This is a genomic window from Rahnella inusitata, from assembly GCF_003263515.1.
GTDB classification, from domain to species: domain Bacteria; phylum Pseudomonadota; class Gammaproteobacteria; order Enterobacterales; family Enterobacteriaceae; genus Rahnella; species Rahnella inusitata.
Genome location: NZ_JYDE01000002.1, coordinates 217,716 through 242,891, shown reverse-complemented (window position 1 = coordinate 242,891; position 25,176 = coordinate 217,716). Strand labels below are relative to the sequence as shown.

The window sequence follows — 25,176 nt, the reverse complement described above, 5'->3', positions numbered from 1 at the left end:
AAAGCCACGGAAAGGTTTCCGTGGCCTGATTGGCGAAACATTCATTCAACTACGTTCGAATATTCTGCCGATAATTATTGGTGCGCGGTAACGCTGCGCGGACCACTGATTTTGTCATAAATACCGACCAGCACCAGCATTAATACTGAAGGCGGTAACCAGGCAAGACCCTGTGCTGCCAGCGGCAGTTTTCCGGCCCAGACAGGCATGATATCAGCAAACGCAGAGGCTTTGATGCCGTCGACAATACCGAACACCAGGCTGACCAGCATAACCGGCGCCACGATGCGCGTCGTATTATTCCACCAGCGCAGGGTGAAGCTCAACACCACCAGTGCGATACATGGCGGATAGATGGCCGTCAGCACCGGAATGGAAATCTGGATCAGATGGCTCAGGCCGAGATTAGACACCAGCATAGAGAACAGACCCAGAATAAATACCAATGACTTATACGACAGCGGCAGGTACTGAGCAAAGAACTCCGCACAGGCGCAGGTCAGGCCAACCGCCGTCACCATACAGGCGATGAAGATCAGCGCACCGAGGAAGAAGCTACCGACGCCACCGAAGGTATGTGCCACATAGGCATGCAAGATAACTGCGCCATTGGTTGCGCCAGGCACCAGTGAAGCACTGTTTTCCCCGAGTTTGAACAGGCTCAGATAGACCAGCACCAGACCTAAGCCAGCAATCAGACCGGCCAAAATAGTGTAACGGGTCAGCAGTTTGGCATCAGTCACACCGCGCGAACGGGCAGCATTAACAATAACAATGCCGAAGACCAGCGCGCCCAGCGTATCCATTGTCAGATAGCCATTAACGAAACCGCTGGAGAACGGAACGGTCTGGTAAGCATCCACCGCAGGCATGGTCTGACCGGCAGGCCACAGCAGCGCGGCAACGCCCAGTGCAGCCAGCGCGACCATTTTCAGCGGCGCGAGGAAATGCCCGACGGTATCAAGCAGGCGGCCCGGATAGAGTGAAATGCCGATCACCAGCGCGAAGTAGATCACGCTGTAAATCAGCAAAGGAAGCGGGCCGTCACCGGTCATCGGTGCGATACCCACTTCAAAAGAGACGGTTGCGGTACGTGGCGTGGCGAACAGCGGGCCCACAGCCAGATAACAGACGGTCGCCAGCAGAATACCGGCACCACGTCCAATCGGCGTACTCAGGGCATCGACACCGCCACCGACGCGCGCCAGCGCAATCACGGTCATCACCGGGAGACCTACCGCGGTTATCATAAACCCGGCAGCTGCCCACCAGACTTCAGGACCGGCCTGCAGGCCAACCATCGGCGGGAAAATAATGTTCCCCGCCCCGACGAATAAAGCGAAGGTCATGAAACCCAGCGCCAGAATATCTTTATTTGTTAAACGAGTACTCATGATTGGTGTCGTGTTGCCTGTTCAAATGAATAAAGTGACCGTTGCTGTCGCCGTGCAGCTTCGTCAAAAGGATGAATGGTGTAAAAGACCAGAGAGCACCACTGTAAGATCGAAGTGTGCTTAAAACGCCTGATGATATGCAGATGATTATGTTGTTATCCCTAAATATTTCATGGTGCGGGAAGGCGGCAAGCGAGGAAATCCCGATGAGCTTACCTGAGTAAGGGATTCGGGTTAACGAGCGTGGCCAACGCATCTGCAACGTGAAATATGACGGGCATATGCAGGGAGTATCGAGCGACAGCGGGGGCTAAGGTAAACGTTTATAGCGCAGAAAGGCAAGCCGAGATCCAAAAAGCAGAGCGTTCAACCAGATTAATACTCTAAAGCAGCCTTTATCACTAAATACGGCATCAAACACGCAATATGATATGTATGATTTTTAAGCGAAGTAAGCACAAGATATGCTCCTTAATGGCAAAAAGTGCGTGAAATCACCATTAAGAGGCGATTACACGCACAATATCCAGCATATTTGTGAGGTCACAAAACAACCAATCTGCCGTATTACCAGACGCGGGCAGCGATATCCACCACCAGTTTCAGTTTTTCCCACTGCTGCACTTCAGTGAGGCTGTTGCCCTCTTCCGTCGAGGCAAAACCACACTGCGGGCTGAGGCAAATCTGATTGATATCCAGATATTGCGCCGCTTCCGCCAGACGCGTTTCGACGGTTTTGGCCAGTTCCAGTTCGCCGGACTTAGTGGTGATTAACCCCAGAACCGCCTGCTGATGACCTTTTTTGATAAAGCGCAGCGGTTCGAAACCACCGGAACGCTCATTGTCATACTCAAGAAAGAAGGCATCGATATTTACACCGCCAAACAGGATCTCAGCCACCGGCTCGTAGCCACCTTCTGAAATCCAGGTCGAGCGGAAGTTACCGCGACACACGTGCAAACCAATCACCAGATCGTCCGGTTTACCGGCAATGGCTTTGTTCAGCACGTCAGCGTAAGTACGCGCTAACTCTTCAGGAGAATCGCCACGCTCGCGGATTTGCTGCTTCTGATCTTCCGAGCACAGATACGCCCAGACGGTATCGTCGAGTTGCAGATAACGGCAACCGGCGTCGTAAAACGCTTTAATCGCGTCGCGGTAAACCTGTGCCAAATCGTCGAAATAGACTTTCAGATCCGGATACACCTCTTTGCTGATGGCGTTACGGCCACCGCGGAAATGCATTACGCTCGGGCTTGGAATGGTCATTTTGGGCACTGCGCTGCCGCAGATGCTTTTCAGAAAACGAAAATCTTCCAGCATCGGATGTGAACCAAAGCCGAGTTTGCCTGTGACTTTAATGCTGCGCGCTTTGGTCTGTACGCCGTTGAACTGAATCCCCTGGACTGCGTCGTAACCTTCCACACCGTTCAGCCCTTCGAAAAAATCGAAGTGCCACCACGCGCGGCGGAATTCACCGTCAGTGACCACCTGCAGACCGGCTTCGCGTTGTAAATCCACCACGCGGCGGATTTCGGTATCTTCAACGGCGCGCAGTTGCCCGGCATCAATCTCACCGGCCTGAAACTGCTTACGGGCTTCTTTGATAGCCGCCGGGCGAAGGAAACTGCCGACCACGTCAGCACGGAACGGAGGGGTTGTACGTTGCATGAAAGACTCCTTAATGGCACCCCGTCTCAGACGAAATGCAAATGATTTACAAGCTGAATAATTACGCCGCGTTACATTTGGACTTCTAGATGTCTAAATGGCTTTAAGGCCATACTGTCATGACGGTTACTCACCGACAACAGAGGAATTTTCATGGGAGGTGAAATAAATTCATGATCAAATGCAGAGAGTTCATGAAGCAGCAAGCAAAAAAGCCCGTCATGTAGAAATGACGGGCTCAATAGAAAACAGCAAATTACGGTTTCACTGAAATTTTAGAGGTGTTATCGGAAGGAACAATCAGTCTCGGTGCCAGCGTAAACATAAAGCGCGTGCCGACGCCGACTTCGCTCATCACCTCAAGCCGGGCGTTGTGGTGGCTGAGCGCATGTTTGACGATCGCCAGCCCCAGACCGCTGCCGCCGGTCTGACGGGAACGGGCTTTGTCGACGCGATAAAACCGTTCGGTCAGGCGCGGCAAGTGCTGAGGCGCAATCCCCGGCCCATTATCGCTAATCTGGAACTGCGCACCCTGCGGCGTTTGCTGCCAGCTGACCTCTATTCTGGTGCCCGGCGGCGTATGGTTCACCGCGTTATACACCAGATTCGACACCGCACTGCGTAGCTGATCCTCATTGCCGAAGACCTTCAGCTTGTCGTTTACGCGGAACACCACTTCGTGCTGACCGCCGCTCAGCGTCTGTACTTCGCGCTCCAGCATTCCGAGCATCACCGGAATATCGACTTTTTCGTGCAAATCCATATTGGCGGAGGCTTCGATTTTTGACAGCGTCAGGAGCTGCTTGACCAGCCCGTCCATGCGTCGCGTTTGCTCTTGCATGGTATCGAGCGCCTTAGTGCGAAACGGCTCTTCCAGCTTGGCGTCTTCCATCATTTCCAGATAGCCCTGCAAAACGGTCAGCGGGGTGCGAAGTTCATGGCTGACGTTGGCGAAGAAGTTACGTCGCGCACCTTCCAGCTGGCGCATTTGCGTGACGTCACGCGCCACCATCAGTAACTGCCCCTCGGAATAAGGCATCACGCGAAATTCGACGTAATGTTCATTATTGAGCTGGAGATTTAGGGCGCGGCTAAAATCACGCGCCTGGATCCAGACGCGAAATTCCGGATAGCGCAGCAGGTTGAAGATGTGTTGCCCGTTATCTTCCGGCCAGCGGAAGCCAAGCAGTTCCTGGGCCAGACCGTTGCACCAGAAAATATTGCCCTCTTCGGTGGTCAGCACCACCGCATCCGGCAAGGATTCTGCACCGCTGCGAAAACGTTTAATGAGTTGCCCTAATTCACGGCGGCGACGCCGGTTGCGCATCTGCATCTGGTTCAGCCCGTAGAACAACGGCTCCCAGCTCCAGCGACCATTTGGCGGGGTGATGCTGCGGTCAAGCCACAGCCAGTGTGAGAGTTTAAGCTGGTTATAATAGTTCCAGCCCAGCGCCGCCAGCAGCGACGCAAAGAGAAGCCAGCCAAAATGGCCGACAAAAATACCGAGAATGATCGCTGGCAGGCAAAACAGAAAAAATTCGCCGGCCAGCCGTTTCCATGACAAACGTTCTAACACACAGATTCTCCGCTGTGGGGACTAATAACGCGTTGAGAAACGATATCCCGTGCCACGGACAGTCTGGATCATTCTGTCATGTCCACTGGTTTCCAGCGCTTTGCGTAAACGACGAATATGCACGTCCACGGTTCGATCTTCCACATAAACGTTAGTGCCCCAGACGTTATTCAGCAACTGCTCGCGGCTGTAAACACGTTCCGAGTGGGTCATAAAGAAGTGCAGTAATTTGAATTCGGTCGGCCCCATGTCGAGCGCCTGCTCATTGGCCATCACCCGGTGGGAGGAAGGATCAAGTGTCAGACCCTGCATGTCGATCACCTCTTCCACCGCCATCGGCGAAATACGGCGCATCACAGCTTTTATACGGGCAACCAGTTCTTTGGGAGAGAACGGTTTAGTGATGTAATCATCGGCACCCACTTCGAGGCCACGCACCCGGTCTTCTTCTTCACCGCGTGCGGTCAGCATCATCACCGGAATTTCGCGGGTCAGGGCTTCACGTTTTAGATGCTTAATAAACTGGATCCCGGAACCGCCCGGTAACATCCAGTCAAGCAGGATAAGCTCAGGATAAGGCTCGACCAGTTGGCCAATCGCGGAATCAAAATCTTCAGCTTCTACTGCCTGATAGCCATTTTGTTCCAGTACAAAACACACCATTTCACGGATTGGAGCTTCGTCTTCAACCACCAATATACGTCTAGCCATCGTAGGTCCTGCCAATAGGTTAGCGATCTTTTATTTGATTGCGGGCGCCATTATGCGTCAGTTTTGTGACAGATTTATGAATAGAAAGGATGGTCTATTACAGCGCACTTTGACAGCCATCTCGCTGAAATGCGCCTGATTTTTCTGGGGACATCGTCCCCCGACGGCGTTTATACTTTGCGCCATTGTTACCGTGCAGCGAATCACCGGGAGTTTCATGCGCCTGATCCACACTTCAGACTGGCACCTTGGCCAGTATTTCTTTACCAAAAGCCGCGCCGCCGAGCATCAGGCTTTTCTGCGCTGGCTGACGGAACAGGTGGAAATTCATCAGGCAGATGCCGTGATTGTGGCGGGTGATATTTTCGATACCGGCTCGCCACCGAGCTATGCGCGGGAACTGTATAACCGCTTCGTGGTGGAATTACAACACACCGGCTGCCAGCTGGTAGTGCTGGCCGGCAACCACGACTCTGTCGCCACGCTCAATGAATCTAAGGAACTGCTTTCCTGCCTCAATACCCGCGTGATCGCTACCGTCGGTGAAGACTTGTCTGAGCAGGTTCTGGAATTAAATCATCGGGATGGCTCGCCCGGCGCAGTGCTGTGTGCGATCCCGTTCTTACGCCCGCGCGATTTGATAGCCAGTCAGGCTGGTCAGTCCGGCAGCGACAAGCAGCTGGCATTGCAAGAAGCCATCGCCGCCCATTATGACGCTTTATATAAAGCGGCACAGGCGAAGCGCGACCAGCTCGCCGTTCCGCTGCCCATCATCGCCACCGGCCATCTGACCACCGTCGGCGTCAGCACCTCGGATTCGGTACGTGACATTTATATAGGCACCCTCGACGCCTTTCCGGCACAGGCCTTTCCGCCGGTCGATTACGTTGCACTCGGGCATATTCACCGCGCCCAGTGCGTGGCGAAAACCCACCACATCCGCTACAGCGGCTCGCCGATTGCGCTGAGTTTTGATGAACTCGGCAAAGCCAAAAGCGTGTTTTTGCTCGATTTTACGGGTGCAACGCTTAACAGCATCGACACGCTGGAAATTCCGGTATTTCAGCCGATGCAGATGATCAAAGGCTCGCTGGCCGAAATAGGAAAACAACTGATGCAGTTTACCAACGGCGATGCCACAAAACCGGTCTGGCTGGATATTGAAGTCGCGACGCAGGATTACCTCAGCGACATTCAGCGGCGCATCCAGACGCTGACCGCCGAACTGCCGGTGGAAGTCGTGCTGCTGCGCCGCAGTAAAGAACAGCGCATTAACAGCATTGAACAACAGGAAAAAGAAACCCTCAGCGAGCTGAGCGTGAGCGATGTCTTCGAGCGGCGGCTGTCGCTCGAAGCGGACGCCGACGAACAGCGTCAGGCGCGGATGCGCACGCTGTTCGCGCAGGTGGTCGATGAGGTCACCAGCGGCCATCACGCAGGGCACGCCGCACAATGAAAATTCTCAGCCTGCGTTTAAAAAATCTAAACTCGCTGCAAGGCGAATGGAAAATCGACTTCACCGCTGAGCCTTTTGCCAGCAACGGATTATTCGCCATCACCGGCCCGACCGGCGCGGGGAAAACCACCCTGCTCGATGCCATTTGTCTCGCACTGTATCATCAGACGCCGCGCCTCAACGTCACACCCAGCCAGAATGAACTGATGACCCGCCACACCGCCGAATCGCTGGCCGAAGTGGAGTTCGAGGTCAAAGGCATTGGCTACCGTGCCTTCTGGAGCCAGCGCCGGGCGAAGAACTCGCCGGACGGCAATTTACAGGCGCCGAAAGTCGAGCTGGCATTGCTGGCGGACGGCAAAATTCTGGCGGATAAAGTCCGCGATAAACTCGACGCTATTGCAGAACTGACCGGCCTGGATTTTGGCCGTTTCACCAAGTCGATGATGCTGTCGCAGGGACAGTTCGCCGCCTTTCTCAATGCCGACGCCAACGACCGCGCCGAACTGCTGGAAGAACTGACCGGCACGGAAATCTACGGCCAGCTGTCTGAGCGCGTATTCGAACAACATAAACAGGCGCGCGTGGCGCTCGACGGTTTGCATCAGCGCATGGCCGGTATCGAACTGCTCAGTGAAGAACAGCGTCTGGCGCTGGAAATGCAGCTTAAAGAACTGAACGCGCAGGAAATCAGCCTCAGTCAGCAGGCGCAGCAGCGTCAGCAGGATCTTAACTGGCTGCAACAGTGGCAGCAGGTGCAGCAAAAACATCAGCAATCGGTGCAACAGCTGGCCGCGACGGAGCAGGAAATGGCGCAGGCTGCGCCGCAGTTACAGCAACTGGCGCGCAGCGAACCGGCGGAAAAACTCCGTTCACGACTGAACGATCGCCAGCGCTGCCAGCAGGAAACGCTAAGCCTGCAACAGCAGACCGCAGAGCTGATTCACCAGCAGGAACAGCAACTGGCGCAGATGACGCCGCTGAAACAGGCCGCAGAGCTTGCGCAGAGTGCGCGCCAGAAACAGGCCGAAGAACAGCGCCAGCAGCAGACGCTGATTGAAGAACAGATCCTGCCACTGGATAACAGCATCGCCCAGTGGCAGAAATCGCAAAACGACACCCGGCAGTCAGTGAATGATGTCCAAAAACAAGTCAGCGAACAGAATCTCACGCTGGAACAGCTGACCGCCGAACGCCAGAAGCTTGAGGAGCAAAGTCGTCAGCATCAGACACGGCATACGGCCCTGACCGATGCACTCACCGCGCAGCAACAACATCAGGCCACGCTGGAAAATCAGCATCCGCTGACGGCCTTGCAAAAACGCCAAGCCGAACTGACACAACTTCGGCCAGTGCGCCAGCAGCTATATTCGCTCGCACAGCTTTACCCTCCGCTGAATCGCCGGGTGGTGCAGCAAAACGCCGATTTCCTACAGATCCAGACGCAGGTCACGGAAGAAGAACAGCGGCTTGGCGCGATACGTCTGCAATGTCAGAAGCAACTGGAACATCTCAATGACGTTAAAGCGCGCCTGAAAAGTGAAGAGCTGATCGTCAGCCTCACCGCCGAGCGCGCGAATCTGCAAAGCGGCAAGCCGTGTCCGCTGTGCGGCTCGACGTCGCATCCGGCGGTGGAAAGCTACCGGGACGTCAAACCGTCAGAAACCGCGCAGCGGCTGGAGCAAATGCAGGCAGAATTCGATAAAGAAAAAGCCAGCGGCATTGAGTTGGCGGCGAAGATCAAAAGCCTGAAAGAGCAGCAAATGCGTCTGCAAACCCAGCTTGAGCAGGATAAGCAACAGCTGAACGCACATCAGGAAAGCTGGCAGCAGCTGAGTACCCCGCTGAACCTGACGTTCGGGTTGCAGGATACCGACGCTGCTCAGCAATGGCTGGCGGAACGCGATCGCGAAGAACAACAATCTCAGGATCTGCTGGGTCAGCACGAACAGCTGGCGCGGGCCCTGCAACAGGCGAAAGATGCGCTGAATGACGCCGTGACGGAGCAACAGAAAACGCAGCAACACGCCGCCCTGCTGAGCGAGCGGTTTACGCTTATCGGGCAAAGTCAGGTCAGACTTCAGGAACAGATGGAGCACCTGCAAAAACAGTTTACTGAAGGCGAGAAAACGCTGGCAGAGCTGAACGCGCAGCGTCGCAGTCTGTTTGGCGACCGCCAGATTGCGCAGGTTCGCGAGCACTTACATCAGCAGCAACTGGCCGCCGAGAAAGCCGTCAGCGACGCGACCGACGCACTGAACAAAGCGCAGGAACAGCGCGATAAACTGGCCGGTCAGCTGGCCAGCACACAGCAGCAACATCAGCTGGCCACGGCACGTCTGCATCAGGCTGAGAGCGAGTGGCAACAGGCGCTGGCCGCCAGCGAATTCTCTGACGAAGATGCGGTGAGACTCGCCCTGCTCGATGACGGGCTGCGTCAGCAACTACAGCGGCAAAAAGAACGGCTGCAACAACAGTTGGCGCAGGCGCAGGCACTGCTGAGTGATGCCAGCGCGACGCTGGAAACTCACCGTCTGGCACGCCCTGCACATCTGAGCGAGAACGAAATCGACCTCACTCAGCTGACCGCAGAACAGGCCGCACTGGCGCAACAGCTGAAAGGGTTACAGCAGCAACTCGGTGAAGTCAGCAATCAGCTGAAATTTGATAAAGAACGGCACAGCGGACAACAGGCGTTAATCGGTCAGATTGCACAGACACAGCTGACCTGCGACGACTGGGGCTATCTCAACCAGATGATCGGCTCCAGCGACGGCGCGAAATTCCGCAAATTCGCCCAAGGGCTGACGCTGGATCATCTGGTGTATCTGGCGAACCGTCAGCTGGAAAAACTGCACGGCCGCTATCTGTTACAGCGCAAAACCAGCGACGCGCTGGAGTTGCAGGTGGTCGATACCTGGCAGGCCGATGCGGTGCGCGATACCCGTACGCTCTCCGGCGGCGAGAGTTTCCTCGTGAGTCTGGCGCTGGCGCTGGCGTTGTCCGATCTGGTCAGTGATAAAACCCGCATCGATTCGCTGTTCCTCGATGAAGGTTTCGGCACGCTTGATGCTGACACGTTGGACACCGCGCTCGACGCCCTTGACAGCCTGAATGCCTCCGGTAAAACCATCGGCGTGATAAGCCACGTCGAAGCGATGAAAGACCGCATTCCGGTGCAAATCAAAGTCACCAAAGTGAACGGTCTGGGCGTCAGCCGCCTGAGCAGTGAATTTAAAGTCTGACCGCTTTGCCGCAGGGCAAGCCGCTAGCAATCGTGCTATCGCCTTGCCCTGTGGTGGATCCTTTCTGTGAGCACCCGCGCAAAAATCGCACCGTTGCAGTGCGCTCTCTCCAGACAACCTGATGAATAATCGGTTATTTCGTTAAACCGTCGATCTGGCACGCCCTGTGCTTAACGTTATGTATACAAGTTGCAGTACAAGCTGCACAGCCTGCATAACCGCCAAGGGGAACGCCGATGAAAAACGACAAACCTGAAATCCTTCCGTTCAATAAACAACGCCGTCAGATGATGAAATGGCTGGCGATCACCGGCGGCGTGATGACGCTGGGCGGTATGATCCCCACCACCGTTTTCGCCGCGGACGACGATGAAATCCGCATCGGCTACTGGCCGATTGTCGGTGGTTTGCCGTTGTACGTCGCGCTCGAACAGGGCTTCTTTAAAGAGGCCGGGCTGAACGTCAAAGGCGTCAAATTTGCCAGCGCACAGCAAATTGTCGAAGGAATGATAACCGGCAGGATCCACGGCTGCGCCAACGGCACCGCCACCGGCGCGTTGGGTTTAGGGGAAATCACATCGCCCGGCTTGTTCAAAATTATCTGTTCAAATCCGTCCAATCACACGCTGGTGTTAGATGAATTTCTGGTCCCACTGAACAGCACGGCGAAAACCATCGCGGATCTGAAAGGCAAGAAAATCGCCTGCGGGCCGGGCATCCAGAACGTCACCATGGCAAAAATCATTCTGGAAAAGAACGGATTCACTAATCCCTCAGTGATCGAACTCCCCGTCGGTCAGCACGCCCCTGCCCTTGCTGCCGGGCAAATTGACGGCGTTTATACGCTTGAGCCGACCGGCACCGTCGGGCGTATGAAACATCTTTCGCGCACGCTGGAAACCGGCGTCATCTCCAAATACGTGCTCGGTAACGCCGATGCTCCATGGTTCGGCGGCGCAGCGGCGCTCAATTCCACCTTCATTCAAAGCAACCCTGACGCCGCGAAAAAGTTTATCGCCGCCTACCAGAAAGCCGTGGAATTTATTGCCGCCAACCCGGACAAAGCGCGGGAAAACGTGGCGGGATATACCAGCATTGAACCGGCGCTGGTGAAAGAAGTGCCGCTACCGGGCTTCGTGATGTATCCCGACCTAAAGGGCGACAACCTGCAATGGTTCCAGAAGTTTTATGACGTCTTTACGGAAAGAAAAATCTTCAGCAAACCGGTGGATGTCGCTTCGCTGATTTATCAGGGATAAGGGGAATTATTATGACGTCACGTTGGTCTTCGAGATTATTGCCGCTGATTGGCCCGGTGTTGCTGTTTCTGTTCTGGCAGCTGGCAGTGAGCGCCAAATGGCTGAATCCGGTGCTGCTGCCTTCGCCCGTCGAAACGCTGGGCTTCATGTTCCAGTCGTTTTCTGATGTCTCGATGCGCACTGACATCGGCGCGACCCTGTATCGCACGCTGGTGGCCTTTGGCTTCGCGGCGGTGATTGGCGTCCCGCTCGGCGTGATTTTAGGCAGCAATGAAAAAGTGTATCGCAGCCTGGAGTTTCTGATCGACTTCTTCCGCTCGACGCCGTCCTCGGCGCTGATCCCGCTGTTCATGCTGATTTTCGGCATCACCGACGCCAACAAAATCGCTATTGCCGCCTTTGCTGCGGTACTGGTCATCCTTTTCAACAGCGCTTACGGCGTAATGAACGCCAAGAAAACCCGCCTGATGGCGGCCAAAGTGATGGGCATTTCCCGCTGGCACATTTTCAAAGACATCCTGCTGATGGAAAGTCTGGCGCAGACGTTTGTCGGCCTGCGCACCGGCGTGTCGATTGCGTTGGTCATCGTGATCGTCGCTGAAATGTTTATCGGTTCGGAAACCGGCCTCGGACATCGGATCATCGACGCGCAGCAGGTCTTCAATATCAAAGACATGTACGCCTCGATCCTTATCACCGGCGCACTGGGCTATTTACTGAATCTGGCCTTTTTGCTGATCGAGAAAAAAACCGTCCACTGGAGTAGCAAAGCATGACGCAACCTCTCTCGCTAAAACCTGATTACAAAGGCCCTCAGCTGCCGCAATACGCCACGCGCCCGGATACCCATGTCACTATTCGCGGGCTGACCAAAGCCTTTGCCGGGCAGCCGTTGTATACGGATCTCAACCTGGATCTGCCGCGCGGCAAAATCGTGTCGATCTTCGGGCCGAACGGCTGCGGGAAATCCACGTTGATGAACATGATCGCCGGGCTTATCCCGGTAGACAAAGGCGACATTCTTTTCGACGGCAAAACGCTGGCGCAGACCACCATCGGCTACGTATTTCAAAACTACCGCGATGCGCTGTTTCCGTGGATGAGTGCACGTTCCAACATCGCCTATCCGCTGGTGCGTAACGGCATGAGCAAGGCCGAGGTGAACGCACGCGTCGATGAGCTGACGCAGATGTTTGATATTCGCTTCGATCTCAAACGTTATCCCTATGAGCTTTCCGGCGGGCAGCAGCAAACCGTGTGCATCATGCGGGCACTGGCGACACGGCCAGAGGTGATGTTCCTGGACGAGCCTTTCTCGGCGCTGGATTTCGAAATGACGTTGTTTATTCGCGATAAATTGCAGGAAGTGCAGCTGGCGACCGGTGTCACCATGCTGATTGTGTCTCACGATCTGGAAGATGCGGTATTTCTGGCGGATGAGATTTTGCTGCTCACGCGGCGCCCGACCCAGGTGGCAGAAATCGTGCCGTTCGATCTGCCGCGCCCGCGCGGTTCAGAAATCATGAGCCACCCGGAATTTATCCGCGTGAAGGCGCATACGCTGGAAGTGTTTAAACGGGAGATGGCGCTCTGACCGAATGAACGGGCGCGGTATTTTTAGCAAATCCCGCGCCCGATAGTTTCTCAAAGGAGAATAAAGATTAAAGCGCAAACCGCGACTGCGGCCACAGCCATGCCGCACCGCGTACGCCGCTGGAATCGCCGTGAACGGCTTTGAGGATCGGCGTCTCGCATTCCCCCCCAAACACCCATTGTTTCACCAGCAGCGGAACGGTGTCATACAGGCGATCGACATTGCTCATTCCCCCGCCGAGCACAATTGCGTCGGGATCGAGAATATTCACCACGTTTGCCAGCGCTTTCGCCAGGCGACGTTCATAACGCCCAAGCGCCAGCTCCGCTGTTTCATCGCCCTCTTCCACCAGTGCAATAATCTCTGGCCCTTTCAGCCGCTGGCCGGACAGACGGAAATAATCCTCCGCAAATCCAGTACCCGAAACGAACGTCTCAACGCAGCCTGATTTTCCGCAATAACACGGCACTTCGCTGGCAAACTGTCTTTCCTCATCATCCTGCCACGGCAGCGGATTGTGCCCCCATTCCCCGGCATTGCCGTTCCCCCCTGCGTGCGCGGCACCGTGCAGCGCCACGCCGGAACCGCAGCCGGTGCCGATGATCACCGCAAACACCGTGTTACGGCCTGCGCCTGCGCCGTCGGTGGCCTCGGACACCGCCAGGCAGTTAGCGTCGTTGGCAATGTGCACTTCGCGGTTGAGCAACAGCGCCAGGTCTTCATCCAGCTGCTGGCCGTTGAGCCATACCGAATTCGAATTTTTCACTTTACCGGTGAACGGAGAAAGCGTGCCGGGAATACCCAGACCGACGCTGCCGCGCTGGCCGGTGGCCTTCTCGGCATCCAGCACCAGCCCTTCAATCGCTTTCAGCGTGCGTTCGTAATCATTCCTTGGCGTATCCACACGTTTACGAAAAAGCTCACGGCCTTCGTCGGATAACGCAATGACTTCTATTTTTGTGCCACCTAAATCAATGCCAATTCGCACGTTTTCTTCTCCTGTCACATCGGGTAGGGTCAGTTTTTTATCATTAATCCAGTTTAGAAGCCTGAAGCGGCAACCACCAGAATAAGGTGTTATGCAATGTTTCGCACAGGGGCGATTTCTTAACGACGGCTGACGCCCAATTGGGTATCATGCCGCCCTGTATTCATTTAATCAGCGTACCACGAGTGCGCTGGGACAGGGATAACGCCATGTTATGGTTTAAGAATTTGTTGGTATACCGTTTGAGCCGTGAAGTTTCGTTATCTGCTGACGAAATGGAAAAACAGCTCAGCGCTTTCACCTTTACTCCGTGCGGCAGCCAGGACATGGCGAAAACCGGCTGGGTTTCACCGATGGGTTCCCACGGTGGCGACGCGCTGACTCACGTCAACGGCGGCCAGATCCTCATCTGCGCGCGTAAAGAAGAAAAAATTCTGCCTTCTCCGGTGATCAAGCAGGAGTTACAGGCCAAGATCGACCAGCTCGAAGGTGAACAGCATCGCAAGCTGAAGAAAACCGAAAAAGATTCCCTGAAAGACGAAGTGCTGCACAGCCTGATGCCACGCGCCTTCAGCCGCTACAGCCAGACTTTCATGTGGATAGACACCGTTAACGGCCTGATCATGGTCGATGCTGCCAGCGCCAAGAAAGCCGAAGATATGCTGGCCCTGCTGCGCAAAAGCCTCGGCTCGCTGCCGGTGGTGCCGCTGACCATGGAAAGCCCAATCGAACTGACGCTGACCGAGTGGGTACGTTCAGGCGTGACCCCGGCCGGTTTCACGTTGCAGGACGAAGCTGAGCTGAAAGCGATTCTGGAAGAAGGCGGCGTGATCCGCTGTAAAAAACAGGCGCTGGTCAGTGACGAAATCGCCACGCACATTGAGAATGGCAAGCTGGTGACCAAGCTGGCGGTGGACTGGCAGGAACGTATCGCCGTGGTGCTGGCCGATGACGGCAGCATCAAGCGTCTGAAATTCAGCGATGTTATTCGCGATCAAAACGAAGATATCGACCGCGAAGATTTCGCTGGCCGCTTTGATGCCGACTTCATCCTGATGACCGGTGAACTGGCCGCGCTGATTCAAAACCTGATCGAAGCGCTGGGCGGCGAAGCCCAAAGATAACCCGCAAACTCCGGACGTAAAAAAGGCGCTCATTGGCGCCTTTTCTATTGGTACTGTGTCTGAAACGGTTTATTTACTCAGATACTTACACAGGTACGAGGTGGTTTCGCCGACCTGCATGTTGAATTCGCTTTTACCCGGAATGTAGAACGTTTCGCCGGGCTTGAAGACCTGCCAGTCCGGAGAGCCTGGGATCAGCACTTTCAGTGAACCACTGATGACCGTCATTTCTTCCGGTTTTGCCGTGCCAAATGTGTATTCGCCGACGGCCATCACGCCAACGCTGGCGGCACCCGTACTTTCGCTGTCAAAACCAATCGATTTTACTTTCCCGTCAAAATACTCATTATTTTTCAACATAGATTGGCCCTTTGCGATAATTTTCAGAGGTTTCATATTAGGGGCAAAAACCCGCTGCTGTCACTGATTATTATAGCTTTCTCCCCACCCGGCGACACCGCCCGCAAACCGCAATCACTGATTTGATTTTACGTCTGCACAGTGCCATTGTGGGGAGTCACGCACGCACACAACCCCGCTTACGCCACCAGTTCAGCCGCCAGTTGCACCATCAGCACATTCGCCAGTAACACAGGGATATCGAGATGCTGCTCTAGCACTTCAACGTGATGATGGTTGTAGCCGAAGCAATCAAGCACCACCACTTCCGCACCCTGCTCGGCAAAGCGTATCGCCGCATCAGTCAGTGCCTGGTCGTCAGGTAAATACGGACTCGCCACCGCAAAACACGGTGCCTGTTCCAGCTTGCGCCATTTATTCGTCTGCCAGCCAATCTGGGATTCCACCGGCACCACAATGCCAGCCCGGTGCGTTCCGACCATCGCGCCAATCAGCGGCGGGATCATCCGCTCCGGTTCGATAAGCAATGCGCTGTCGGCATGTAAACTGCTGAATTCGCCACCGCACAGCAGCAGAATAGTGGCACATCCTTGCGCTTCCAGCTGGTGGATTTTTTCCTGCAATCCACGCTCGGCACCGGCCGCAGCAAGTAAAACCTGCGAACCATCCAGTAACAGGGCGACCAGCACGGCCTCGCCCTCCTGCGGCGCATAACGCTGCTCAATTTGCTCCCTGCTAAGGCCGTCCAGTAACCCGACATGCGTGACGGGTTCGTCCGGCAGATGCGTCATCAGCAGCGGTGTTATGTCGCTGCGCGGCGCCTGTCCAATGGTGAGGGTAGCAAAAGAAGTCATCATAAGCGGGATGTCCGGCCATTCAGGTAAGTCGCCCCTGAATGGCACAAGGAAGGATAAAACGCAGATATCGTAAATGTGTTTTGTAAACTCATCACAAAGTCCTCTTAAACCACGTAACCGGCGCAAAAGCGCATGAGCTAAAAACGGTTACGAACGCTGTTCATCGTGGAACAGTCATTGTTTAGTGCTGGCTAAATAAGCCCTGGTGTCGGTCTGGTACTCACTTCACTTTCTGCATCGGTTGCCCGATGCGTTTACTGCAAGCCGGAGAGACGCTGATGATTAATCCAGTCATCATCACCCAGCTTTTCAGCAATTTTTCGGGTCACGGCGGTCAGGCCATCCTTTATCCCTTCCGGTATGCCCTTTCCTTCGGCTGGGGAAGAGAAAGACAGCCCTAACCCCACAATCTCATTTCTGTGCTTATTAAAAATACTGGTGGCTAAAGAACTGATCCCCTGCAAGGTTTCGTTATTGGCAAAGGACAATCCGTTCTGCCGGATTTCAGCCAGCCGCACTAATAATAAATCGATACTTTTCGGTGAATTCGCCGATTTCACCTGATATTCGCCGCGATACCGCTCGCGAACTTCATCGTCGCTGTAGCGCGCCAGAATCGCCCGGCCAATCGCCGTTTCATGCGCCGGTAATAAACTGCCCGCCGGTGTCACCACCTGCAGATAAGTTCTGCCAGGAAACATCCGCATGATCATTATCTCGCGGCCTTCGAGCATCGAAACATAACCGGTGCACTGCGTCAGCTGACTGAGCTGCGTCATGTAAGGCGTTGTCGCATCGACCAGCGGCGTCGATAAATAGTGGCTGGATATCGCCAGTAATAATTTTCCGATTCGATATAAACGACTGTCCGGATCGCGCTCTAATAAGCCTTCACTTTCCATGGTCATTAATAATCGGGACACGGTACTTTTTGGCAAGGCTAAATTGTTCACCACATCGCTAAATGACAGCCCCGGATGACCCTGGTTGACGCCCTGCCTCGAAAATAACTTCAGTACTGCCGTCGCATTCTCTAAAGTGCTCATAAAGAGAAGAGTTCCGCTATGTGGAACAAGGTTCCTGTAAAGTTGATTGAAAAATAGTGCTGATACGTGTCAGCGTCAAGGCGTTTATTTTTGGCGGAATAAAATTGCACTTAATAAATATGCTTAAAGATAATCCTAAAGCCATTCATTAAAGAGAAAGGGGGAATGAATTGCCGAGTATTTATGAGGTGACGCGCGTCAAACTCAGCAGATTATAGCGATTAAAGATTACGCAAAATATACAGCGCGATAGAGGCTTCGACGAGGATGATAGTGACCGACCAGACAGCGGGCATCGCTTTGCTGTGCTGGTGAAAGAACGACATCAGGGGTTTCATCATGGGTTCCGTAGTGGAGGTTAAAGTAATCACCTGAGTTATTATCTTACTCCCATCTATTCGTAAGAACAATAAGTAACCCTGCGTGATACTCATCACATAACGTGGCCCATTTTGTTTACGTTTTCCGTGATTTCCCACCCCGCAGACATAAAAAAACGAGCCACCTGGGCTCGTCGTTTTTCATCATCACGGCTGTCAGCGTGCCATCGGCAAGGCCAGTGCTTCCATGATGGCATTCACCACCTGCGTCGGATCCTGCGTACCGTCGACAACGTGATGTGCAGCCTGCTGATACAATGCTTCGCGCTCATTCAGCACCTGCATCATTTCTTCAGTGATCGGTTTACCGGTCAGCGTAGGACGCTGATCTTCCATCGGGGCATCTTCCAGACGGTTTGCCAGCGTGGAGGCCGGTGAACGCAGATAGATAACGGTGCCTGTCTGGCGCATAAAATCACGGTTTTCCGCCGACAGCACCACACCGCCACCGGTAGCGACCACGGTCAGCGGCGAGCTTATCGCCTTCAGCGTTTCAGTTTCACGACGGCGGAAACCTGCCCAGCCTTCACGGTCAACGATATCGGCCACGCTGAGCCCTGAGGTACGCAGCAGATAGAGATCGGTATCGACAAATTTATAGCCCAGCGCTTTCGCCAGAGCACTCCCAACTGTCGTTTTACCTGCGCCACGCGCGCCTACCATGAATATGGGTTGTGTCATTAACGCTGTCCTTAATTCCCCGGGAGCCTCGTTGCTCATCTGATGAAAATCCATCATTTACCTGACGCATGAATGTCAAAATAGTTGCTGATCTGGCGTCTTGATGTACTCGCAAGATAGTACAACAAAAAAGCCTCACTGGCAGATTTTTGTCACCTGCCGGTGAAGCTTCTGTAGCGTTTTATTTACGCCACCCGTGGCATCATACTGATAAATCTTTACAGCGCAATGTTCTCAGCGGGTTGGATCGTTAAAGTGCTGTATCAGTGTGGTTTACAAATATAGACCAGTGCCGGGGGGAAATTTTTCACAACGCGGATTTTTTTCCAGGTGAAGTAACGGGAGAGCATTTTCTCGGAAAGATGACTGTACTGGAACAGCACCAGTACACCGTCTTTCGCCTTCAGCTGCTGCTGCGTTTTCTGCAAAATCTTCATGCTGATGCGCGTCGGCATCGACAGCAGCGGCAGACAGGAAAATACGGCATCATAATCCCCCGTCAGGTGCTCGGCTGAATGCGCCATAACCTGTAACCGTCGGTCGTCGAACAGATTCAGCTTGCGGATAAACGCCGGCTCAATCTCAAAAGCATCCAGCCGTGCATCCGCACGCATGCGGTTAAGGATCCGCCGCGTCAGCACGCCGTCAGCCGCGCCTAACTCGGCGATATGTAAAGACTTTGTCCAGTCGATCTGGCTGAGCATCGCGTGACACAACCAGGGGGACGACGGCATCAGCGTCCCCATTGTCCGTGGTGAGCTAATAAAATTCTGCAAATAAAAAAATTGATTCTGGATCGAAAGACCGGTGTTCTTAATCGTCATTCTCGCGGCATTCAACATATTAACTACCTCCTGAGGACATAGACCCTTATATAACAGAAAAATTCTTAAGAAATGATTAATAAGGGGAATAAACGTCACAGAGGCTAATTAAAAATAAATCACATGGGATAACTCCCAAAAAAAGCGTTATACCGGGTTATGTATAAATAACAAAAAGGCCAACGTCAGGTGACATTGGCCTTCTCACACGCTATCTGAAGTGAATCAGAAGTCAGTCAGATTTTTATTTATACAACTCAACATTTGCACGGTTCAGGCTGGAATCGCCCGGCGTACCCGCACCGACAACGCGGTAGTGTGTTGCGCCTTTATCGCTGGCAATCTGGTTCAATGCATCTTTCATGCTGCCCGGAACGGTGCTTGGCGCACTCACAGACACCATACCCAGTGACTGGTAAGTCCCGCTTTGTGCTTCTTGCGCAGTAATTGGCGAAGCCGCCAGCGCTGAGAATGAAGCAACAGTAATAGCAACAGCTGTAATTGCAGGTAAGAGTTTCATATTACGCACCTTTCTTTCGTTAGTTTCGTTAATTAATGGAGCGGAAGTAATCCGTTGAAATAATTATCGTTGAAACAATGAAAGGGGGCGTAATGCAACGTAAAGAAGTTTAACCATTGTGGTAAAAATAAGGAGGGATTGAAAGGAAGTATTTCGGCGATGATAACTGCAAGAGAATTAACGATATTTGATGGAGAAATGATGGAGAGTTTTCAAAGTTATTTATAGCCCGCACAACATTCGCACAAATCGACGCCGTAGTGCAATCACTGATATGATTATTTTTTATGAATTTTCTGCTTCCTTGATCACCTGCACAGTCAGGGTCGCAGATTCGGGCTTCCGCGCGGGCGGGAGCTCATTTAAACAATGATACTAAGGACGTTTTTATGGGGAGCATAAATTATGGCGGGTGGTAGCCTTCTGGCCTTAATCGATGATATCGCATCGATTCTCGATGACGTGGCCGCAATGAGCAAAGTGGCGGCAAAAAAAACCGCCAGCGTGCTCGGAGACGATTTAGCGCTGAACGCACAACAGGTCACGGGCGTAAAAGCCGACAGGGAATTACCGATCGTCTGGGCCGTGGCGAAAGGCTCGATGTTAAACAAAGCCATACTGGTGCCGCTGGCGCTGCTGATCAGTGCCTTCATTCCGTGGGCTATCACGCCGCTGCTGATGATTGGCGGTGCGTACTTATGTTATGAAGGGTTTGAGAAAGTCGCGCACAAACTGATGCCCGGCAAACATCAGGAAGAAGAAAAACCGGCAACGGAACAGGTAAAAACCGAAGCTGATGCGAAAAAACTCGAAAAAGAAAAAGTAAAAGGCGCAGTGCGCACCGACTTCATTCTTTCGGCTGAAATTATCGTGATTTCTCTCGGTATCGTATCCGCTGCCCCGTTCCTCAATCAGGTCACCGTCATGGTGCTGATTGCTGTCGCCATGACCATCGGCGTATACGGACTGGTGGGCGCGATTGTAAAAATCGACGATGCAGGTTTGTATCTGAGCAAACTCTCCGGTGAGAGCAGCGTCATGAACGGCGTACGTGCGTTTGGCCGTGGCATTGTGAATCTTGCGCCATGGCTGATGAAAACGCTGTCGGTCGTCGGCACGATTGCTATGTTCCTGGTCGGTGGCAGCATTATCAGCCATGGCCTGCCTTTCATGCACAGCCTGCTTGAAAAATTCACCCACGGCCATCAGGGCTGGGTGAATACGCTGATCACCGGCGCTACCGATTTGGGTGTAGGCCTGGTGGTCGGCGCTGCTGTTCTGGGTGCAGTGCTGCTTGGGCAAAAGATGTTTGGGAAGAAATAAAAACTGCCGTTTTGCGCCCTCCTTTTACAGAAGGGCGCCATTCACCCTCTTCAATTCGTTCAGTTCTTTGACGCCACCAGCATCATAATGTCGCTGGTGAAAGAACCGTCGGGCTGGATCTCGAAATGCTGCACGACATCGTCTGACATCACTTTTTGCAACTCGCGGATCGCCACGGAGAAATGTTCCGGTGTGCGCATGCGTGCGATCCAGCTGGTGAACTCCAGCGACAGGCGGTCGGTGGTGACCTCGCGGGTAATCAACCCGGCCTCTGATGACATATTCAGCCATTCGCCCGGCGAATAGTTACGCACATGCGACGTATCGCGTAACACCTCGATGGTTTGCAGATAGATATCCAGCAGCGGATGTCCCGGCGACACCACGTCCATCATGATGAATTTCCCGCCCGGCTTCAGCACACGAGCCACTTCGCGCAACGCCTGCCCAACATCGTGCCAGTGGTGCGCGGAATAGCGGCTGATAATGACGTCGGCGCTATTGTCGGCAAACGGCAGTGATTCCGCTACGCCCTGCTGTACGCGGATGTTATCCAGGTGTTTGTCCTTCGCCGCCTGCGCCACCACCGCCAGCATTTGCGCGGACAAATCATAGGCAATCACGCTTTTCACCACGCCCGCCGCCACAAAGCTGGCGTGTCCTGCACCGCAGCCCAGATCGATAACCTGCGCCTCTTTATGCGGTGCCAGCAGGGTTGCCAGCCGCTTCAAATCCGCGCCCTGTGAATGAACGGCGCTGGTCAGATAATCCTGTGCCTGCGAACCAAACTGCTTATCAACCGCCTGACTGTGAGTATTTTTCATGTTCATCATTGCTCCTGCCTGTCTTGTTTTTATGGGGATAAATGCGGGTTTCAAATGACCTCAAAATCACTATAGGCATTGTTCTATACGGGTACAATATGAGCGTTTATACTGGTATCAGTTACTCCCAGTCTGAGAGATAAGAATGATAGATAACGCAGAGTCACTCACCGGCCCGAAGGCACTGGGGCTTTTTTTACGTACCCACCGTGAGCGGGTTACGCCGGAAATGGTCGGGCTGCCAGGGTCATCGCGCCGCAGAACCAGCGGCCTGCGGCGTGAGGAGCTGGCGCAAATCAGTGGCATCAGCGCCACCTGGTACACATGGATTGAACAGGGGCGTGATGTGTCTATTTCCGCGGCTACGCTCGATAATCTCGCTAACGCCTTGCGGATGGAACCGGCCGCGCGCGAGTATCTGTTCAGCTTAGCGGCGGTGAAAGATCCGCAGGCTGTGCACATTTCCGGCGCACCGGACGTCAGCCTGAAAAACTGCGTGAATCAGTTCACCTGCCCTGCTTATCTGCTCGACAGCTGCTGGAACGTACTGGCGTGGAATGCTCAGGCCGAAGCGTTGTTCAGCGGCTGGCTGGGGGGTGATCCGCAACCCAATCTGCTCGACTTCATGTTTCTGCATCCGCTGGCGCGTAAACTGGTGACTAACTGGGCTGAACGCGCCAAGCGCGTGGTCGCAGAATTTCGCGCCGAAACCAGCCACTATGCGCATTCGGATGCGGTTCGGGAGACCGTTATCAGCCTGCGCGAACGCAGCACAGACTTCAATCAGTGGTGGACGCAGCAGGAAGTTTTGTCGCGGGAGGGAGGTGAACGGCGCTTTAATCATCCGGCGGAAGGTGAAAAAAGTTACCTTCAGCAGACATTTTTCCCGGCGGGATATGCCGACTGCAAGCTGGTGATGCTGGTCCCGCAGGAGTAAGACCGCAAGCCAGACAGCGCTGTTTTTTCACACTTAATTGCCCTTGCCGCCAATTGACATATTGATGCTGTATGTGTGAGGCTGATTTGATTGCTTTTCCGAATCATTTCTACACTGACGGATGATAATCATGATGACACGCCAGATTTATCAGGACGAAGAAATCGAAATCCGTGCTGCAAACGAACTGGAGGCCGTGCTGCACTTTGCAGCCGTTCAGGCCTCAGTAAAAGAAATTGGCGCATGGGAAACCTGGTGCACCGAAAAATACACGCTGGAGGACAGCCGCAAGTATCTGACCGACAGCGAGCAAAAACGCCATCGCGGCGCAGAATTCAATTTCTGTCTGTTCGATCGCGCCAGCGGTGAGCTGATTGGCAGCGTGGGCATTAACCGCATCGTGCAGGAATATAAGTTCGCCAATGTCGGATATTGGATCCGTACCGGATATACAGGCCGGAGTCTGGCGACGCTGGCAGTCAGAGCGGCGGTCCGTTTTGCTTTTACCGAACTTGAACTCACGCGGCTGGAAATTGTGGCGATGGAAAGCAACGTCCGCAGCCGCCGCGTCGCGGAGAAAGCGGGTGCCACTTCCGAGGGCCTGCATCGCAATCGTCTTTATTATCACGGTCAGCCGCGCGACGCCTGGGTCTATTCCCTGATCCCGGGCGATCTCTGAGCTGGCTTCACAAAAAAGATAAGGCACAGAACATGACTTTTTCTACCCATACCGTATCTACCGACTGGCTGGCGAAGAATCTGAATTCACCGGACGTGGTCATTATCGATTGTCGGAAATCCAAGCCGGGCATCACCCCGCCGATTGATTTTCATGCCAAATATCTTGAAGCGCATATCCCCAATGCAATCTATGTGGAAGTCGACAGCATTTCCGACTGTACTACCGGCCTGCCGCATATGATGCCGACAGCCGAAGAATTTGCTGCGTCAATGAGCCGTCTCGGCGTGGCCGACACGCAAACTATCGTGCTTTACGATGAAGGCGATTTATTCTCTGCGCCGCGCGTATGGTGGATGCTGACCAGTTTCGGCGCGAAAAGCGTCCGCGTGCTGGACGGTGGCCTTAACGCATGGATTGCCGAAGGTAAGCCGACACAAAGCGGTGAACACACCCGCGTGCCTTCAACGTTCAACGCCAAACTTGTGCGTCCGGTGGTCGTTTCGGCACAGCAGGTCAAAGAATCACTGGGCAAAGTGCAAATCATCGATGCCCGCTCGCTGGCGCGCTTTAAAGCCGAAGCGCCGGAGCCGCGTCCAGGTTTGCACGGCGGCCATATTCCGGGCAGCCTTAGCGTGCCTTTTACCGAGCTGACGCAGGACGGTCATCTGAAAGCGCCACAAGCCCTGAAAGCAACGTTCGAAAAGCTGGGCGTGGATCTGAATAAACCGGTGATCACCAGCTGTGGCTCGGGCGTAACCGCCGCGGCACTGGCTTTCGGGCTGGACGCGCTGGGCGTGAAAGATGTCGCACTGTACGACGGTTCGTGGGCAGAATGGGGTGACGTGAACGAAGATTTCCCTATCGAAACGCACTGAAAATATGGTGTGAGAAATTAAAAACCGGGCTGAGAAGCCCGGTTTTTTTATGCCGTTTTTTGCAGGGTCAGTTCACTGACGCCGAACGACTGCGCGATCTCTTTCATTAGCGCGATCACGCCGTAGGCCAGTCGCGGCACTTCGGTGAACTCTTCGATCAGTAACGGCTCGCTGACGGGTTCGTGCGCGATTTCATGCAATGCCTGTCGTAAAATCGCCAGCTGTTCCGGTGAGGTTTGTGCTGATGTGATCAGCGGTAAACCGGGCACGGCGGCAGTTTGGCCGATAACGACCAGGCCGGTGAGGGTTTCAGGTTCTGCGCGTTTGAGCAATTCCATCGTCACGCAATCCACCGCCGCAATATCGGCTTTACTCTGCTGAATAAAATGAAGGGATTCGCGGTGGCTGCCCGTTGCTGAGGCTTCAGAAAAAAATCGCCCTGCGTCGGCCAGCGGAGCCACCAGTGCGCGCAGGCTGTTATAACCGGACTGAGAATCGGTGCTGTTGAACGCCAGACGTCGGTGGCGGAAATCGGCCAGATACCGCCCTTTATCCTCCTCACGCACAACTAAAAAGCTGCGGTAACGGAACCCGTCACAGCCGGGAGCGCGGTAGCTGAATAATCCCACCAGCTGCACCTGCGGCAGGCTTTCCACCAGCGGGAATCCGCAGGTCTGACTGAGCAGTAAATCCGGTCGTTGCCAGTGCGCCAGCAACGTCTGCGGCCAGCTCAGAGAGTCAGGCGTATCGTGCAGGCCGAGTCGGCGGAGCTTGTCACGCAACACGCTGGCGAACGCCTCAACGTCAGGCGGGGAGATGGCGTACATCGGTAAAGACATCAGCATGATT

At 54.1% G+C, this 25,176-nt stretch carries 23 protein-coding genes; 10 read left to right on the top strand and 13 right to left on the bottom strand.

The window, feature by feature from the left end:
* Positions 1–74: 74 nt before the first annotated feature.
* The 4 genes from brnQ to phoB all read right to left on the bottom strand — a co-directional run bounded on the left by brnQ (position 75) and on the right by phoB (position 5,352).
* Positions 75–1,394, bottom strand: coding sequence for a branched-chain amino acid transport system II carrier protein (gene brnQ, locus TU92_RS01915; protein WP_112164281.1), 1,320 nt, complete (start codon positions 1,392–1,394; stop codon positions 75–77).
* Between the two features lie 567 nt (positions 1,395–1,961).
* Positions 1,962–3,065, bottom strand: a complete 1,104-nt coding sequence (locus tag TU92_RS01905; RefSeq protein WP_112164279.1) for a cobalamin-independent methionine synthase II family protein — start codon at positions 3,063–3,065, stop codon at positions 1,962–1,964.
* A gap of 256 nt (positions 3,066–3,321) precedes the next feature.
* Complete coding sequence (phoR, locus tag TU92_RS01900; protein ID WP_112164278.1) at positions 3,322–4,641, bottom strand: phosphate regulon sensor histidine kinase PhoR; 1,320 nt, start codon at positions 4,639–4,641, stop codon at positions 3,322–3,324.
* Between the two features lie 21 nt (positions 4,642–4,662).
* Entirely contained in the window at positions 4,663–5,352 is a 690-nt protein-coding gene (phoB, locus tag TU92_RS01895) for a phosphate response regulator transcription factor PhoB (RefSeq protein ID WP_112164277.1), read from the bottom strand.
* A 217-nt stretch (positions 5,353–5,569) separates the two neighbouring features.
* Between phoB and sbcD the strand changes: the two genes are divergently transcribed.
* The 5 genes from sbcD to TU92_RS01870 all read left to right on the top strand — a co-directional run bounded on the left by sbcD (position 5,570) and on the right by TU92_RS01870 (position 12,906).
* Positions 5,570–6,808, top strand: coding sequence for an exonuclease subunit SbcD (sbcD, locus tag TU92_RS01890; protein WP_112164276.1), 1,239 nt, complete (start codon positions 5,570–5,572; stop codon positions 6,806–6,808).
* Positions 6,805–10,053: an exonuclease subunit SbcC gene (gene sbcC, locus TU92_RS01885; protein WP_112164275.1), complete on the top strand. Its 3,249-nt coding sequence runs from the start codon at positions 6,805–6,807 to the stop codon at positions 10,051–10,053. The genes sbcD and sbcC overlap by 4 nt, the downstream gene beginning before the upstream one ends.
* 236 nt (positions 10,054–10,289) lie before the next feature.
* Entirely contained in the window at positions 10,290–11,312 is a 1,023-nt protein-coding gene (locus tag TU92_RS01880; protein WP_112164274.1) for an ABC transporter substrate-binding protein, read from the top strand.
* Between the two features lie 11 nt (positions 11,313–11,323).
* Complete coding sequence (locus tag TU92_RS01875) at positions 11,324–12,088, top strand: ABC transporter permease (protein ID WP_112164273.1); 765 nt, start codon at positions 11,324–11,326, stop codon at positions 12,086–12,088.
* Positions 12,085–12,906, top strand: a complete 822-nt coding sequence (locus tag TU92_RS01870) for an ABC transporter ATP-binding protein (RefSeq protein ID WP_244207762.1) — start codon at positions 12,085–12,087, stop codon at positions 12,904–12,906. The genes TU92_RS01875 and TU92_RS01870 overlap by 4 nt, the downstream gene beginning before the upstream one ends.
* A 67-nt stretch (positions 12,907–12,973) precedes the next feature.
* On the opposite strand, the gene mak is transcribed toward TU92_RS01870, so the two are convergent.
* Complete coding sequence (gene mak / locus TU92_RS01865; protein WP_112164272.1) at positions 12,974–13,894, bottom strand: fructokinase; 921 nt, start codon at positions 13,892–13,894, stop codon at positions 12,974–12,976.
* Positions 13,895–14,103: 209 nt separating this feature from the next.
* On the opposite strand from mak, the gene rdgC reads away from it, so the two are divergent.
* Positions 14,104–15,018, top strand: a complete 915-nt coding sequence (gene rdgC, locus TU92_RS01860; protein WP_112164271.1) for a recombination-associated protein RdgC — start codon at positions 14,104–14,106, stop codon at positions 15,016–15,018.
* Between the two features lie 69 nt (positions 15,019–15,087).
* On the opposite strand, the gene ppnP is transcribed toward rdgC, so the two are convergent.
* From ppnP to TU92_RS01825, 6 genes are all read right to left on the bottom strand, one after another.
* Entirely contained in the window at positions 15,088–15,378 is a 291-nt protein-coding gene (gene ppnP / locus TU92_RS01855) for a pyrimidine/purine nucleoside phosphorylase (protein ID WP_112164336.1), read from the bottom strand.
* Positions 15,379–15,557: 179 nt separating this feature from the next.
* Entirely contained in the window at positions 15,558–16,235 is a 678-nt protein-coding gene (locus TU92_RS01850; RefSeq protein ID WP_112164270.1) for an AroM family protein, read from the bottom strand.
* A gap of 254 nt (positions 16,236–16,489) precedes the next feature.
* Entirely contained in the window at positions 16,490–17,281 is a 792-nt protein-coding gene (locus tag TU92_RS01845) for an IclR family transcriptional regulator (RefSeq protein WP_112164269.1), read from the bottom strand.
* A gap of 536 nt (positions 17,282–17,817) precedes the next feature.
* Complete coding sequence (gene aroL, locus TU92_RS01835; protein ID WP_112164267.1) at positions 17,818–18,342, bottom strand: shikimate kinase AroL; 525 nt, start codon at positions 18,340–18,342, stop codon at positions 17,818–17,820.
* Between the two features lie 263 nt (positions 18,343–18,605).
* Positions 18,606–19,184, bottom strand: coding sequence for a class I SAM-dependent methyltransferase (locus TU92_RS01830; protein WP_112164266.1), 579 nt, complete (start codon positions 19,182–19,184; stop codon positions 18,606–18,608).
* A 226-nt stretch (positions 19,185–19,410) separates the two neighbouring features.
* Positions 19,411–19,686 (bottom strand): YdgH/BhsA/McbA family protein, encoded by a 276-nt coding sequence (locus tag TU92_RS01825; protein ID WP_112164265.1) that lies wholly within the window; start codon positions 19,684–19,686, stop codon positions 19,411–19,413.
* 405 nt (positions 19,687–20,091) lie between these two features.
* Here TU92_RS01825 and TU92_RS01820 point away from each other — a divergent pair, with 405 nt between their 5' ends.
* Positions 20,092–21,009, top strand: coding sequence for a DUF808 domain-containing protein (locus TU92_RS01820; RefSeq protein ID WP_112164264.1), 918 nt, complete (start codon positions 20,092–20,094; stop codon positions 21,007–21,009).
* Between the two features lie 59 nt (positions 21,010–21,068).
* On the opposite strand, the gene TU92_RS01815 is transcribed toward TU92_RS01820, so the two are convergent.
* Positions 21,069–21,839, bottom strand: coding sequence for a class I SAM-dependent methyltransferase (locus TU92_RS01815; protein WP_112164263.1), 771 nt, complete (start codon positions 21,837–21,839; stop codon positions 21,069–21,071).
* Positions 21,840–21,978: 139 nt separating this feature from the next.
* Between TU92_RS01815 and TU92_RS01810 the strand changes: the two genes are divergently transcribed.
* The 3 genes from TU92_RS01810 (at position 21,979) to sseA (ending at position 24,327) form a co-directional block, all read left to right on the top strand.
* Positions 21,979–22,770, top strand: a complete 792-nt coding sequence (locus TU92_RS01810; RefSeq protein ID WP_112164262.1) for a helix-turn-helix transcriptional regulator — start codon at positions 21,979–21,981, stop codon at positions 22,768–22,770.
* 130 nt (positions 22,771–22,900) lie between these two features.
* Positions 22,901–23,449, top strand: a complete 549-nt coding sequence (locus tag TU92_RS01805) for a GNAT family N-acetyltransferase (RefSeq protein WP_112164261.1) — start codon at positions 22,901–22,903, stop codon at positions 23,447–23,449.
* Between the two features lie 32 nt (positions 23,450–23,481).
* Entirely contained in the window at positions 23,482–24,327 is an 846-nt protein-coding gene (gene sseA, locus TU92_RS01800; protein ID WP_112164260.1) for a 3-mercaptopyruvate sulfurtransferase, read from the top strand.
* Positions 24,328–24,374: 47 nt separating this feature from the next.
* On the opposite strand, the gene TU92_RS01795 is transcribed toward sseA, so the two are convergent.
* Positions 24,375–25,172, bottom strand: coding sequence for a phosphate/phosphite/phosphonate ABC transporter substrate-binding protein (locus TU92_RS01795; protein WP_208640447.1), 798 nt, complete (start codon positions 25,170–25,172; stop codon positions 24,375–24,377).
* Between the last annotated feature and the right edge of the window lie 4 nt (positions 25,173–25,176).